At 65.2% G+C, this 14,593-nt stretch carries 11 protein-coding genes; 2 read left to right on the top strand and 9 right to left on the bottom strand.

The window, feature by feature from the left end:
• Positions 1-108: 108 nt before the first annotated feature.
• The 9 genes from NT151_06205 to NT151_06165 form a co-directional block, all read right to left on the bottom strand.
• Positions 109-1,395 carry a TolC family protein gene (locus NT151_06205; protein ID MCX6538513.1) on the bottom strand — a complete coding sequence of 429 codons (1,287 nt, stop codon included), beginning with the start codon at positions 1,393-1,395 and terminating at the stop codon, positions 109-111.
• On the bottom strand, positions 1,388-4,528 hold the full coding sequence (locus NT151_06200; GenBank protein MCX6538512.1) for a multidrug efflux RND transporter permease subunit: 3,141 nt from the start codon (positions 4,526-4,528) through the stop codon (positions 1,388-1,390). Before NT151_06200 ends, NT151_06205 begins: the two co-directional genes overlap by 8 nt.
• A 50-nt stretch (positions 4,529-4,578) precedes the next feature.
• Positions 4,579-5,607, bottom strand: a complete 1,029-nt coding sequence (locus NT151_06195; GenBank protein ID MCX6538511.1) for an efflux RND transporter periplasmic adaptor subunit — start codon at positions 5,605-5,607, stop codon at positions 4,579-4,581.
• Positions 5,608-6,069: 462 nt separating this feature from the next.
• Complete coding sequence (locus NT151_06190; protein ID MCX6538510.1) at positions 6,070-6,885, bottom strand: hypothetical protein; 816 nt, start codon at positions 6,883-6,885, stop codon at positions 6,070-6,072.
• Complete coding sequence (locus tag NT151_06185; GenBank protein ID MCX6538509.1) at positions 6,882-7,796, bottom strand: ABC transporter ATP-binding protein; 915 nt, start codon at positions 7,794-7,796, stop codon at positions 6,882-6,884. The genes NT151_06190 and NT151_06185 overlap by 4 nt, the downstream gene beginning before the upstream one ends.
• A gap of 106 nt (positions 7,797-7,902) precedes the next feature.
• Positions 7,903-8,886, bottom strand: coding sequence for a glycosyltransferase family 39 protein (locus NT151_06180; GenBank protein MCX6538508.1), 984 nt, complete (start codon positions 8,884-8,886; stop codon positions 7,903-7,905).
• A 137-nt stretch (positions 8,887-9,023) separates the two neighbouring features.
• Positions 9,024-10,211 (bottom strand): efflux RND transporter periplasmic adaptor subunit, encoded by a 1,188-nt coding sequence (locus NT151_06175; protein ID MCX6538507.1) that lies wholly within the window; start codon positions 10,209-10,211, stop codon positions 9,024-9,026.
• A 133-nt stretch (positions 10,212-10,344) separates the two neighbouring features.
• A complete protein-coding gene (gene efp, locus NT151_06170) occupies positions 10,345-10,920 on the bottom strand; it encodes an elongation factor P (GenBank protein ID MCX6538506.1) in 576 nt (191 codons plus the stop codon).
• Positions 10,921-11,027: 107 nt separating this feature from the next.
• Complete coding sequence (locus tag NT151_06165) at positions 11,028-11,684, bottom strand: SagB/ThcOx family dehydrogenase (protein MCX6538505.1); 657 nt, start codon at positions 11,682-11,684, stop codon at positions 11,028-11,030.
• 277 nt (positions 11,685-11,961) lie between these two features.
• Between NT151_06165 and NT151_06160 the strand changes: the two genes are divergently transcribed.
• Entirely contained in the window at positions 11,962-12,096 is a 135-nt protein-coding gene (locus tag NT151_06160; GenBank protein ID MCX6538504.1) for a hypothetical protein, read from the top strand.
• A 221-nt stretch (positions 12,097-12,317) separates the two neighbouring features.
• Entirely contained in the window at positions 12,318-14,552 is a 2,235-nt protein-coding gene (locus tag NT151_06155) for an NADP-dependent isocitrate dehydrogenase (GenBank protein MCX6538503.1), read from the top strand.
• Positions 14,553-14,593: the final 41 nt, after the last annotated feature.

Here is a 14,593-nt window from a genome sequence, read left to right as displayed (position 1 = left end):
GCATGAATCAGCAACGACGCGCATCGTCGGAGTGCTCAATCCGGCATCAGCATACATCCGAGGGGTCGCGCCGTCAGGCCTGGGTCAATCCCCGCGGTGGCGGATCACTCACTGCGGGAATCGCCCGAGCGCGACCAGCAGGGCCAGCCGTGCCTGGCGCAGTTGGTCTTCCGCGACGGCGGCGGCAGTGTCCGCATCGAGGGCAGCCCGTTGCGCGTCGATCACCTCGATATTGGTCGACGCCCCAACCTTGAACGAGATGTTAACGATGTCGACCACGTCGCGGGCCTGCTGCGCCGCCGATTTTGCCGCGGCCCACGCCCGCTCGGCTCTCGCGACGGCGTTCTCCGCCGTCCGCTCATCTGACTTCGCCTGGCGAACCAGCCCCTCGACGGCGATCTGGCTCTCCTTCAACAGCACCTCACGCTCGGCGCGCTTCTCGCGGCGCGATCCTGCGTCGAAGATTGGCATGTTCGCGGAGATTTGGAGGCGCCAGCTCCAGACAGGCTGAAACGCCGTACCCGGGTTGACATACTGTGGCTGGAACAGGCCCGACACCGAGGGTAGCCAGTCCTTCCAACTGTCGGTGACGACCCGCGCCGCGGCTTTCTCGCGGCCCGCCGCCAAGCGCAGGTCCGTGCGTTCTGTCGACATCGCGGCAATCGCCGCATCCAACGACGGCGGCACGTCGAGCAACGGCTCATCGCCGGCAGTCACCGGGCCATTGTCTGCCACGAACACACCGAGGGCTTCCTGGGCTCGGTATAAATCCGCCTGCGTCTGCTCGACCAGCACGTCGATGCTCGACACCGACTGCTGCGCGCGCAGCTCGTTGAGTCGGCTGCCGGCGCCGCTTTCGCGCCGTTGGTGAGCAAAATCGTAGTGCGCCTGAGCCGTTTCACGAGCGCGCTGGTTCGCGTCGAGCACGCGCTGACGCGCGACGACGGCCAAGTAGGCCTGCGCAGTCGCCACCGCCACCTGGCGGCGCACGTCAACCGCCGCCAGCTCGGCGACCTGCTTGTTGTCCATCAACTGCACACGCAACGCCCACTGCAGCGGCGCATAGAGCGGAGCGGACGCCGTCACCGTCGCCGCCACCTGATTCTGCGGCGTCGAAACGGTTGTTCCAAACAACCGGCTCCCGTTGAGCGTGGTGGTCGTCACGTTGGCCGTCACCTGCGGCAGAGCCCCGGCGCGGACCTGTCCGAGCAAAGCATCGGCCCGCAGGATTTCCGCCGCCGCCTGCTGGCCGGATGGATTGCGCTCAATGGCTCGGGCAATGGCGTCCTTGAATGTCATGCGGGTCGGCGTCACACTTTGCCCGGGCTCCGCGCGCAGAGTAGGCGCGACCAGACATGCGCCAGCCAGTACGACGGCAAGCAGTCGTCTATTCATGGGCGGTCTCCGGCACGTCGCGTGTCTTCAGCCCGAGGCGCTCTTCTTTCGACGCGCCGACGCTTCTCACGGCGACGTAGAGCACGGGAATGATGATCACGTTCAACAAGGTCGAGAACAGCATGCCGCCCGCGACCGACGTGCCGACCGAGTGTCTCGACGCCCGGCCGGCGCCGTGCGCGAATACCAGCGGCATGACGCCGAGAATGAAGGCAAACGACGTCATCAGGATCGGCCGCAGGCGAATCCGCGCGGCTTCGACAGCCGCATCCATGATGCCCATCCCACGCCGCCGCAACTGCTCGGCGAATTCGACGATCAGGATGCCGTTCTTGGCCGACAAGCCGATGAGCATCACGAGACCGATCTGGCAGTAGACGTCATTGATCAGACCGCGCGCCCACTGGGCGCCGAGCGCGCCGAGCACGGCGAGGGGCACCGACAGCAGGATGATGAAGGGCAGCACGAGACTCTCGTACTGGCCAGCGAGCGTCAGATACACCAGCAGCAGACCCAGACCGAAGATGTACATCGCCTGGCCGCCCGACTGGATTTCCTCGCGCGACAACCCCGCCCACTCATAGCTCATGCCGAGCGGCAAGGCACGCGTGGCCAAGGTGTCCATCGCCTGCAGCGCCTGGCCCGAGCTGAATCCGGGCGCGGCGCGGCCGTTGATCTCGGTCGAGCGGAACAGGTTGAAGTGAGAGATGACCTGCGGCGCGGTCGTGTTGGTGATCGTCACGACCGAATCCATCCGGACCATTTTCCCACTCGGCGTGCGCAGGTAGTACCGGCCGATATCGTCGGGTCGGCGGCGGAAGTCCTGGTCGGCCTGGACGTAGACGCGATACGAGCGGCTGTTGTAGTCGAAATCGTTGACGTAGTTCGCCCCCATCAGCGTCTGCAGCGTGGAGGCCACGTCGCCGAACTTGAGGCCCAGCGCCTGCAGGGCCTCGCGATCGACCGTCACGACCAACTGCGGGTCGTTGGCCGTGAAGCCCGAGAACAGCCCCGTCAGGCCAGGTGTGCGGTTGCCTTGCGCAGCCAGCGTGTTGGTGACAGCCGCGAGTCTGTCGATGTCGCCGCCGCTTTGATCAAGCACCTCGAACTGAAACCCGCCAAACCGCCCAAGCCCCTGGATGGGCGGCGGGAGAAACGGCAGCACCACGGCGCCGGTAATCGCGCTGAAGGGCCGATAGATACGCTGGATCACGGCCATCGCCGAGTGCGCTTCGCCCGGGCGCTCGTCAAACGGGCGCAACCGGACGAACATCATGGCTTTGTTGGAGCCACTCCCAAGAAAACTGTACCCGTTGACGATGAAGACCGCGCTGACTTCGTTCTGCTGTTTCAGGATGCCGTACGCCTGCTCCGAGATGGCACCCGTGTAGCCGAGCGATGCGCCGCTCGGTCCTTGCACCGTCACCATGAAGCTGCCGGGATCCTCGTCCGGCACGAACCCGGTGGGGATTCTCGTCCACACAAACCAGGTCGCGACAAGCCCTGCCAGGAACACCGCGACAACCGGCGTCTTCCTTCTGACCAGGACGTGGAGCACCGACACGAAGGCCCTGGTGCCGCCATCGATCACCCAGTTGATCGGGCGCCAGAATCGGCCGGGCGCTCTCTCGCCCCTGAGCAGGAGCGCGGACAGCGCGGGCGTGAGGGTCAGGGCGTTGAATGCGGAGATCGCCACCGAACAGGCGATCGTCAGCGCAAACTGCTGGTAGAGCCGGCCCGTCGTGCCCGGAAACAGCGCCACCGGCACGAACACCGCGGCCAGCACGAGCGCGGTGGCGATGACGGGGCCGACGACCTCGTCCATCGCCTCCGACGCCGCCACCCGCGCCGACTTGCCATATTCGTGCAGGTGCCGCTGTACGTTCTCGACGACGACAATCGCATCGTCGACGACAAGGCCTGTGGCGAGCGTGATGCCAAACAGCGTCAGCGTGTTGATCGAGAACCCAAACAGGCGCACAAAGGCAAACGTGCCGATCAGGGAGACCGGGATGGTCAGCGCCGGAATAACCGTGCTCCGCCAATCCTGCAGGAACACGAACATCACGAGCACAACCAGGCCAATCGCCTCAAATAGCGTGATGAGTACTTCTTTGATCGACTCGGACACGACGATGGTGTTGTCGAAGGCGAGCTCGTGCTGCATGCCCGGCGGAAACCGCTTCGACAACCGTTCCAGTTCGGCGGTGGTGGCCTGATAGACGGCGAGGGCGTTGGCGGTAGGCAGTTGGCTGACGGCAATGCCGACGGCATTCCGGCCGTTGAAACGGAGGTCTGAGCTGTACGACTCAGCACCCAGCTCGGAACGGCCCACATCCTTCAGTCTGACGAGGTCGCCGCCGTCACCGCGCTTCAAGATGATGTTGTCGAACTCGGCCGGCTCCGACATGCGCCCCACGGCGCGCACGCTGATCTGGTAACTCTGCTTGCCGACCACAGGCGGCTGACCCACCTGTCCGGCCGCCACTTGCACGTTCTGATCCCGCAGAGCGTTGACGACATCGGTGGCGGTCAGGTTGCGGCTGGCCAGCCGATCCGGATCCAGCCACAAGCGCATCGAGTACTTCCGCTCGCCGAAGATGGTGACGTCGGCCACGCCATCGATCCGCTTCAGGGCGTCGCGGACGTACACGTCCAGATAGTTGCTCAGGAAGAGCGGGTCGTACTCACCATGCTCGGCGTACACCGCCGCGGCCCAGACGAATCCGCTCGACGCCTTGCTTACCGTGATCCCGACCGCCTTGACCTCGTTGGGCAAACGGCCCGAGGCCTGGTTGACTCGGTTCTGCACGTCCACCGCGGCAAGATCCGGATCGCGCGTCACCTCAAAGGTGACCGTGATGCCGCTCGACCCATCGTTGCCGCTATTCGACGACATGTAGGTCATGCCCTGCACGCCATTGATGGCCTGCTCGAGCGGTTGTGTCACGGCTGTTTCAACCGTCGACGCGTTGGCGCCCGTGTAGAAGCTGCTGACAATCACCTGCGGGGCGGCCAACTGGGGAAACTGCGCGATGGGCAGCAGCGGGATGCAGATCGCTCCGGCGAGGACGATCACGATGGCCATGACGCTCGCGAGGATCGGACGCTTGATGAACAGGTCGACAAACATGTCTTGAAGTCCCGGGAATGGCCGGACGCCTGATCTGAGGACCCTGAGCGCTACGAGGTCCGGATGGGCACGCCGTTATCGAGTTTCTGCACGCCGGACACGACGATGCGTTCGCCCGAGGTGAGGCCGCTCGTCACCACGACGCTGTTGTCCATGATCTGCGCGAGCTGCACCTGGCGCTGGCTCGCCACCAGGCGGCCGTCTTTCTCCTGCGCCACGAACACGAAGGGCTGGCCATTGATGCGCACAACCGACAGCACGGGGATCGCCAGCGCCTCGATCTTTCGCCACACGATCCGCGCTCTCACGAGCTGTGATGAACGCAGCTGCCCGTCCCCGGCGAGCCGGGCCTTGACGAGGATGGACTGCGTCTGATCGTCGACGCGCGGCGAGATGAACGTGACCTGTGCCGCGGCGAGCAGCGTGCCCTGCCCGTCGAGAATCTGCAGCGGCAGCCCCAGCCTGAGATCGCGACTCCGTTCGAGCGGAACGGGCACGTAGACTTCGAGCGCCTGGTTCTGATCGATCGTCGTCAGCACCGTATCCGACGTGACGTGCATGCCCACGCGAATCGGGACATCACCGACCGTGCCGGCGCCAGGCGCGTCGACCTCGTAATACTTGAGCGTGACGCGCTCCTGCTGCAACCGGGCCTTCAACGACGTCAACTGGGCCATCGCCGCGTCGTAGTTCGCCTGCGCCTGATCCAGTTCCTGCTGGCTCGACGCGCCCGCCGCAAACAACGTCTTCGCGCGGTCCAGTTGCTGCTTCGCGAAGATCGTGGCGGCGTCCTGCGCGGCGCGGGCCGCATCCTGGCTCGACACGCTCGCCTGCTGCCGGCTCGGATCGATCTCGAACAGCGGTGTGCCGGGCCCGACCCGGTCGCCCGACCTGACGAGGATCCGGGTCACTTCGCCGCTCACCTCAGGTTTGATGCTCGTCGACGACAGTGACTGGACAGTCGCCACGTAGGTCGAGGCATCGTCGATTGAGGCCGACTGCACCGCGGCGATCTGCACGAGCGTGGCGGGCATCTGCAGCGGCGGAGGCGCCGCCCGGCCGGTACCACACGCGGACATCGCCGCGACTGAAACGGCCAGAACGACAGCCGCGGGAACTCGTGGGCCAAAGAGTGGGAGGGAACAGAAAGTCGTCACGAGGGTGCTGAAACTACGCATCGTTGATCCCCGATTGTCGCCGGCACGGCCTCATCGCCCCGCCATGCGCCGCATGAACATTTCACGCCGGTCACAGAACCTACCGCACGTCGTCCGGTACTTGCAGTCGCGTGTAAGATCTATCATAGATGATTTCGGTCGGATATAGCCGGCCTGGTCAAATGGGATCGGATCCTGTTGGTACCTACGACGGACCGCGTCGAAAGAGTGACCCGATCACATGATGAGCGCAAGTTCTCGTCACCCCGGCGGAAGCCGGGGTCCAGCCGTGGATTCCGGCGTTCGCCAGAATGACGGATTGGAAGGGCCTGTTCCGGCACCGACTGCGAGCGAGAGCGCCCCGCAGTTTGAGGCGAAACTCCGCTAGATGTCCCGGCGGGCGAAGAGCGCGTAGGCCGCGACGATACCGACGGCACCGGAGGCGAGCAGCACGCCCACGTCCGTCGTGGAGAGCGGATGTCCCATCACCAGGTCGAGCGGGTTGTAGTAGCGGAACGGAGAGAATCTGGCGATCGGCTTCAGGGGTGACCACACACGCGACAGGTAGTCAGTCAGCATCAACGCCGTGGCCGCGGCCCCCGTGATCGAACCTGCCACACTGCGGCGTCGGGCGACAGAGCCGATGACCAGAGCCACGCCACCCCAGCAGAAGAGCAGCGCCCAGAGATTGAGGGCCAGAGACCCGATCAGGGATGGCAGTGGCTTGAGTTCGGGCGAAGGCGCCGCAATCCAGAGCCCGAGAAACGTCCCGCCCGCCATCGCGCCAATGACCAGCGCGGGCCCAACCGCCAGCAGGACGACGCTGCGCGTGAGCGCGGAGACTCTCGCGATCGGCCTCGAGAGGATCAGATCCGCGAACCCCACCTCGATTTCGGCGACCGGCTCGGTGCCGATCGTGATCACCAGCGCGACGAGCACGGCAATGATCGCCACGTGATAGTAGCCGAGCGCCATGATGCCGGAAAACGACATCATGGCCAGCAGCGCCGTGCCAAATAGTTCGCGCACGAACGAGGGGACGATGCTCGCCAACTGCGCGAACGTGCCGGCTTGTTGCAGTTGTTGCGCGGCCAGGGCCAACAGGACCTGAAACAGCGCCAGTGCTCCCGCCATCACGAGCAACAGCGTGCGCATCCTGCGGAGCGAATGGCGGACAAGCAGGGCCGTGGCGCGAATCACGACGTCCCCCGGTAGTAGCCAATCACCACGTCCTCGAGCCGCGGCTCACGCACTTCGAGGTCCGCGACGGGCAACCCGTCGAGCGCGGCCATGAGTGGTCCCAGAGGTCCTCGCACCTGCAGCATCCACTGCTGCGCGGCCACACTGGTGACCTTAATCGATGCGTCAAGTCCACGGCCCGGTGGCGTCACCGGCTCCCGGAACACAACACGCACGGTCCGGGGCGCCAGATGGCGCACCTCCGACACCGACGCGGAGAGCGCCAGTTCACCTTGCCGCAGCACGGCGAGTTGGTCACACACGCGTTCGACCTCGGACAGGACGTGCGACGACAGGAAGACCGTCCTGCCCCGCTTGCGCACGTCAACGAGCAATGCGTAGAACGCTTCCTGCATCAGCGGGTCGAGCCCCTCGGTCGGTTCGTCGAGAATCAATAGAAGCGGATCCGCCTGGAACGCCTGGACGATGGCGAGCTTGCGTTTCATGCCGGTGCTGTACTCGCGCAGTTTCCGATCGAGATCGGCATCGTGCAGTTCGAGCCGCTCTAACAATTCGCACTGCCACGCCCCGCCAGGTGAGACTCGGGAGAGCCGCGACAGGAAGTCGAGCACCTGGCGCCCCGTCATGTCGCGATACAGCCCGACCTCGCCGGGGAGATACCCGACCTGCGCGCGCGCGGCCAGGCCGTCGGTGCGGCAATCGTGGCCGAGAATGGCCGCGTGTCCCGACGTGGGCCGCAGCAAGTCGAGCAATAGTCTGATGGTGGTGGTCTTGCCGGCGCCGTTGAGGCCGAGAAACCCGAAGACGAGTCCTTGTTCGACGGTCAGGTCCAGCGCCTTGACCGCCGTAATGCGACTGAAGCGTTTCGTCAGGCCGCGAATCGCGATCGCGGGCACATCTGGTGCGGACATCAGTCCTGACCCCCCTGGCGGCGGCAGACCCGGATGGCATTCTCGAGCTGCTGCATGGCGTCGGCATTGCCGGTCGCGTGCGCGATTGAGAGCGCCTTCTCGAGGCTCACGAGCGCCTCGCTGAATCTCCCTGCCTGCGCCAGCGCCTGGCCCAACAGGGCCTGTGCCTCGAGCGACGATGGCGAGAGTTGCGCGGCGCGCGAGTACTGCTCGATGGCGTCGGGCGTTCGCCGTGGCCCGGAACAAGCGGCTCATACACGCCGCGCGCGCCGGTGTGATTGCCGATGTAAAGGTTCGGCCCGAACTGGGACGTCGAAATGAGGAACTCGCCGCCGACGTAGTAGTTGCGCAGACCGACAGGCAGCAGGACAAGCGCAGCGGCGGCCGTCACGATTGCCGTCCACGCCACGCGACGCCGAAGGGGCGCTGCACGGAAGTACGCGAACAGCCAGACGACGATGATGGGATACAGCAGACGCGCGTTCTCGCGGTTCAGCGCAAAGGCGCCGAGCGCGACACCGGCAGCCGCGAGCCACGGCCAGCATGGGCGGTCCAGGCACTCGCCCAAGGATGCCAGCAGGACGGTGGCCAGCAACAGGTCGAGTGACGACTTCTGGATCAGCCCGTCGAAGAAGATGGCCGGTGGATAGATGGCCAGCAGCGCCCCGGCGACAAGCCCGGCGCGGGCGCCGAAGAATCGCCGTCCGGCTGCGGCCAGCCCCACGCACGATGCGGCGCCGAGCACGGCCTGGATCACGCGGACACCGAACACATGGTGGCCGGCGATCGTGAACCACACGGCCACCAGGTACGGATAGAGCGGCGTCTGGTAGAAGACCTCGGTGCCGATCCACTGGCCGCCTGCGATCTGCTGTGCCCAGGCGTCGTACTGGCGGCCGTCGCCGATGAGGACGTTGACGAGCACCGTGTCTCGCAGCTCGTAGAGATACAGCAGGCGCAAGACGAGCGCACCGAGTCCAACGAGCCCCGCCTTCGCGGGCCAGCCCAACTGCCTGGCGCGTCCCGCCGCCTGCGGCGGCCGTCTCGTGGTCGATCTCACCACGCCGCAGATGATACCCGAATCGGCCACGCCGGCACCGTCACGACCACCGACGACCACCGTCGACCATCACGTGCTCGTTGGCACGAACGCGCATCAATGAACCGTGGGGCGCGACCGGGAGAACCTGCCCGTGATCTGCCCCACCGGACCGGGGTACCAACAAGCTAATGCTGCACCGATTCGCTGGTGATCACGGCCTTCCCGGCCGAGAGCCCGGGCGCTGACACTTCGACAAAGGCACCATCGGTCAGCCCGGTCGCCACCTTGATCGCGCGAATGCCGGGGCCCTCCTCGTACCAGAGGTAGCCAGTCGATCCCGGCACCGTACCCGTCCGCACGCGCGCCGCATCCGCATACTCCGGCGGCACGGCCGAATTCAACTCCTTGAACCGCGCCAGCGTCGGCAGCCACTCGAGCGCGGTACGTGTCACGCGCAGCGTGTTCGCGTGGCGGGCCGTCTCAATGGTCAACGTCGCCGTCATCCCTGGGCGCAGGGAAAGATCCGGGTTAGCCACGTCGATGACGGTCGTGTAGGTGACCGCCGCCGGGGCGGTTCTGTCGCTGTCGGGCCCGAGCCGGACCTGCTTGATGACGCCCGAGTAACTGCGCGCCGGGTACGCTTCCACGGTAAACGCGACACCTTGCCCTGCCCTGAGGGCCCCGACGTCGGATTCGTCTATCGTGGCGTCGAGCTGCAGGTGCGTCAGGTCCGCAGCAATTTCGAACAGCGTGGGCGCGCTGAGCCGCGCGGCCACGGTCTGCCCGGCATCGACATCGCGGGCAATGACGATGCCATCGATCGGCGACGTGATGGTTGAGTTGGTCAGATCCACCCGCGCCTGGTCCAATTCGGCTTGCGCCTCGACCACGCCGGCTTTCTTCGAGTTCAGGTCAGCCACGGCCTGCTTGTAGGTCACCTGCGCATCCTCGAGGTCGGACTCGGTGAGCAGTTCCTTCTTCGCGAGCGCGTCGGCCTGGCCGAGCTTCACCCGGGCATCTTCAACGGAAACCCCGGCGGCCTCCACGGCGTCCTGTGCCTCTGCGAGTTTCGAGCCGGCTTCGTCCACCTGCGCCTGGACGAGCGCCGGATCAAGGCGGGCCAGCACCTCTCCTTCGTGCACAACGCTGTTGTAGTCGACGTCGAGCTCGCTGATGATTCCGGAAACTTGACTGCCGACGTTGACGGTCTCGATGGCATTGAGGGTGCCCGTTGCGATCACGGTTCGGGCGACATCACCCGCCGTGACACGGGTCGTCAGGAACCTGGCTGGACGTGCCGGGCGATGCATCGCATACGCGCCCAACACGATGAGAACAACAACACCGGCTGCTACGAAGCTTGTGCGTTTCATCACGCTGCCTCCGTGGCCTCCCCACACGTTCTTCTACTAGTATTAGACGTTTCGTTCGCGGCTGGGGTTTCCCCGCGATAGAGGCAACCGACCCCTCCGGCCCGTAGGATGTGCGCCCGCGCGGGCACGATGCTCAGGCCCGGCCCATGAACTCGCGGGTCTCGGTGTTGACCTTCACCTTCTCGCCTTCCTTGATGAAGAGGGGAACCCGGATCTCGATGCCGGTTTCGAGCGTCGCGGGCTTGGTGACGTTGCCGCTGGCCGTGTCGCCGCGGATGCCTGGTTCGGTATAGGTGATGGTCAGCTCAACCTGCTGTGGCATCTGCACGCCGATGACGTTGCCGTTGAACATGAGCACCTGCACGACCAGACCGTCGACCAGGAAGCCCTTGGCATCGCCCAGCATCTCGCCGCGCAGGGCGAGCGTCTCGAAACTTTCCTGGTCCATGAAGTACGAGGCATCGCTGTCACTGTAGAGGTAGCTGGCGGGCACCTCGGTCAGGTCCGGCTCCTTGAACTTGTCGGAGGCCTTGAACGTCTTGTCGAACACCGCCCGCGTCTTCAGGTTGCGCATCTTGAGCCGGACCAACGTCTGACCGCCTCGGGCGGTGGGCGTCGACACTTCGACATCGAGGCAGTGATAGGGCGTGTCGTCGAGCTCGAAGAACATCTTGCGCTTGATGTCGATTGCTTCAATCAGTGCAGCCATCCCTCCATTGTACCGGAGTGCCGGAGACGTTGTTGCACCGCGGCCCAGGCGCGGGTCTGGCGCGCGAAACCGGGCTGGACATTGTTCGCGGGCCGAAGTCTGTCGCGCTACTTCTTCGGCAGCCCAACCGTCTGCGCCAGCACGATCACCTGGGTGTCGCGCAGCTTCAACGCCTTCGCCAGTGTCTCCTTCGGCACGGAGGCGCGAACCACGGTGGCCAGCCCCGCCGACGCGCAAAACAGGTAGACGTTCTCGGAGATGAATCCCACGTCGGCGCCGATATTCAGCATCTGCTGCGGGTCGGCGGACGGGCGCCCGGCCTTCGCCATGTCGGCAACGTAGACGAGGTTGACCGGCGCCGTGGCGGGAAACGGCTGCGTCCCTGTCGCGGCTCTCAGGTCAGCGGCCGCGACGGGATTGAGCGTGTTGGCTTTGGCATCCCAGACGAATGCCCCCTCAGGCAGTGTGACGTAGATCTCGATCTCCTGCTTGTTGCTGGCCGAGGGCGCCGTCCGCCGGCCGTCCGGCCGGTTGATCCCCCATGCCGCCCACAGGAGGTTGGAGAGGGTCTGCACGGGCAACTTGTCAGGGCTGAACTCGCGCGCCGACGCGCGGTCCTTGAGCGCCTGCATCAACGGCTTCCCGCCACTGATGACGGGGGCCGGCAAGGTGATGGGGGCGAGATCCTGCGCGATCCCAGAGTCCGTGGCGACGAGCAGCATGATGGCAATGAGTCCAACGGGTATCAACGATCGTCGAGGCATGATGGATCCTCCTTCAGCGCCCATTCTGCGCCCGCGCCTCCCCCGAGTCCAGCCGTCACGGATTTTGCACCTCGTCAGTGGCCGGCGAGTCGAGCGCCGGCACGGTGGCCCTCGCCGACCCGGACAGGATCCTGCGGGTGGCTCGTCTGGAAGCTGGCGCGTCCGGACACTTGCAGCCGGTATCAAGGCCGCGTAGCATGGGCCAAAATAGTGACCCCCATCGCGGCTTCCCACCATTGCGTGGACGGCGACAGAGAAGTCGGGAGGCATCGCCTGGATGACCGGATTCCTGGCGTGGCTCCTGGGGAAGAGCATCGTGGAGACGAGAGGCTTTGCGTGGGCGTGGTTCATCCACTTCGTACCGGACGTGGTCATCTTCGTGTCGTATGCGGTCTTCTGGATGAAGGCTTGAGCCTGCAACTGCTGCAAGCGACCCGAAGACAAGGCCATCCTGTCCGTCTTTCGCGGTCGCCGCGCCGCAGGGGGACCTCGGGGCCGCGTCGTCCTCGTGCTACATTAGGTGCTCGGCCGCTTGCGCCTGTCGCCCCCCCGCGCTCGAGTGCGCCCGCCATCAAGTGACCTGGGTCCTTGCGGACCGGGCCCCCGGGAGATCCGAAGATCCAAGGAGAGGCTATGAAGACCGATACGTCGACGATCATCTGGACGCAGATTGACGAGGCGCCCGCGCTGGCGACTCTGTCGCTCCTGCCCATTGTCCAGGGCTTCACGAAGGGCACTGGCGTCTCGGTGGAAACGCGGGACATCTCGCTCGCGGGGCGCATCATCGCCAACTTCCCCGAGCACCTCACCAACGCCCAGCGGATCCCGGACTACCTCGCGCAGCTTGGCGCACTCACGCAGAAGCCCGAGGCCAACATCATCAAGCTGCCGAACATCTCCGCCTCGATCCCGCAGCTCAAGGAGGCCATCAAGGAGCTTCAGGCCCATGGGTACAACATCCCGGATTACCCCGAGGCCCCGAAAGACGATGCCGAAAAGGCTCTCCAGACTCGTTTCGCGAAAGTCCTCGGCAGCGCCGTCAATCCGGTGCTTCGCGAGGGCAACTCGGACCGACGCTCGCCGCTCTCGGTGAAGGCGTTCTCGAAGAAGCACCCGCACAAGCTGGGCGCCTGGACCGCGGACTCCAGGTCCCACGTGGCGCACATGACCGGCGGTGACTTCTACGGCAGCGAGAACTCCACCACCATCACGAAGGCGACCGATGTCCGCTTCGAGTTCGTGGCGGCCGACGGCGCGGTGACCGTCCTCAAGAAGAATCTGGGCCTCCTGGACGGCGAAATCCTCGACACCTCGGTGATGCACGTCAAGGCGCTGCGCACCTTCTTCGAGGAACAGATCGAGGATGCGAAGAAGAGCGGCCTGCTCTTGTCCCTGCACCTCAAGGCCACGATGATGAAGGTCTCCGACCCGGTCATGTTCGGTCACGCCGTCACCGTCTTCTACAAGGCCGTCTTCGAGAAGCACGCGGCCACCTTCACGCAACTGGGCGTGAACCCGAGCTATGGCCTGGGAGACGTCTACGCCAGGATCCAGAGCCTGCCGGCCGACAAGAAGGCGGAGATCGAGGCAGACATCAAGGCCGTCTACGCCACCCGCCCCGCGCTGGCGATGGTCGACTCGGACAAAGGCATCACCAACCTCCACCTCCCGAACGACATCATCGTCGACGCCTCGATGCCGGTCGTGGTCCGCGAGTCGGGCAAGATGTGGGGCCCGGACGGCAAGCTTCACGACACCAAGGCGATGATCCCCGATCGCTGCTACGCCACCATTTACCAGACCATCATCGAGGACTGCCAGAAGCACGGCGCCCTCGACCCGGCCACGATGGGCAGCGTGCCAAACGTCGGCCTCATGGCCCAGAAGGCCGAGGAGTACGGCTCACACGACAAGACGTTTATCGCCTCTGGGGCCGGCACGATCCGTGTCGTCGTCGAGTCCACCGGTGAGACACTCCTCGCGCAGCAGGTCGAAGAGGGCGACATCTTCCGTTCCTGTCAGACCAAGGACATCGCCGTCCGCGACTGGGTCAAGCTGGCCGTCAGGCGCGCCCGGGCGACCGGCACCCCCGCCGTGTTCTGGCTCGATAAGAACCGCAAGCACGACGCACAGGTGATAGCCAAGGTCGAGACCTACCTCAAGGATCACGACACCAAGGGCCTCGAGCTCAGCATCATGGCACCGGTGGAGGCGATGAAGTACTCGCTCGAGCGCATCCGCAAGGGCCAGGACACCATCTCGGTCACCGGCAACGCGCTGCGTGACTACCTGACGGATCTCTTCCCTATCCTCGAAATCGGCACGTCGGCGAAGATGCTCTCGATTGTGCCCCTGCTCGCGGGCGGCGGGCTCTTCGAAACCGGCGCAGGCGGCTCGGCCCCCAAGCACGTGCAGCAGTTCCAGAAGGAGGGGTACCTGCGCTGGGATTCGCTCGGGGAGTTCTCGGCGCTCTGCGCCTCGCTGGAGCACATCGGCAGCTCGTTCCACAACGAGCGGGCGGCGCTGCTCGCCGAAACGCTCGATCAGGCCATCGGCAAGTTCCTCGACAACAACAGGTCGCCGGCCCGCAAGGTAGGCCAGATCGACAACCGCGGCAGCCATTTCTATCTGGCCATGTACTGGGCCGAGGCGCTGGCTGCACAGTCGAAGGACAAGCCACTCCAGGCGCGTTTCGCCGCCGTGGCGAAGCAGCTCATCGCGCACGAGGCGAAGATCAATGAAGAGCTGCTCGCGGCCCAGAGAAAGCCGGTCGACATGGGCGGGTACTACCAGCCAGATCTGGTGAAGACGACGAAGGCAATGCGTCCCAGCCCCACGCTGAACGCCATCATCGACGCCCTCGCATAGGATTTTGGCTACAATGTCCGCGCCGACGGCCACGATGCCCA

Source organism: Acidobacteriota bacterium, from assembly GCA_026393675.1.
Classification (GTDB): Bacteria; Acidobacteriota; Vicinamibacteria; order Vicinamibacterales; family JAKQTR01; genus JBAXOX01.
This window is presented reverse-complemented; position numbering and strand designations above follow the sequence as displayed.

Bases quoted from the DNA above. Each gene is read 5' to 3' on its own strand.
- NT151_06155 (MCX6538503.1), top strand. From the start codon at position 12,318: ATGAAGACCGATACGTCGACGATCATCTGGACGCAGATTGACGAGGCG.
- NT151_06185 (MCX6538509.1), bottom strand. From the start codon at position 7,796: ATGTCCGCACCAGATGTGCCCGCGATCGCGATTCGCGGCCTGACGAAA.
- NT151_06195 (MCX6538511.1), bottom strand. From the start codon at position 5,607: ATGTCCGCGTGTGGTACCGGCCGGGCGGCGCCTCCGCCGCTGCAGATG.
- NT151_06175 (MCX6538507.1), bottom strand. From the start codon at position 10,211: ATGAAACGCACAAGCTTCGTAGCAGCCGGTGTTGTTGTTCTCATCGTG.
- NT151_06165 (MCX6538505.1), bottom strand. From the start codon at position 11,684: ATGCCTCGACGATCGTTGATACCCGTTGGACTCATTGCCATCATGCTG.
- NT151_06200 (MCX6538512.1), bottom strand. From the start codon at position 4,528: ATGTTTGTCGACCTGTTCATCAAGCGTCCGATCCTCGCGAGCGTCATG.
- efp (MCX6538506.1), bottom strand. From the start codon at position 10,920: ATGGCTGCACTGATTGAAGCAATCGACATCAAGCGCAAGATGTTCTTC.
- NT151_06160 (MCX6538504.1), top strand. From the start codon at position 11,962: ATGACCGGATTCCTGGCGTGGCTCCTGGGGAAGAGCATCGTGGAGACG.
- NT151_06205 (MCX6538513.1), bottom strand. From the start codon at position 1,395: ATGAATAGACGACTGCTTGCCGTCGTACTGGCTGGCGCATGTCTGGTC.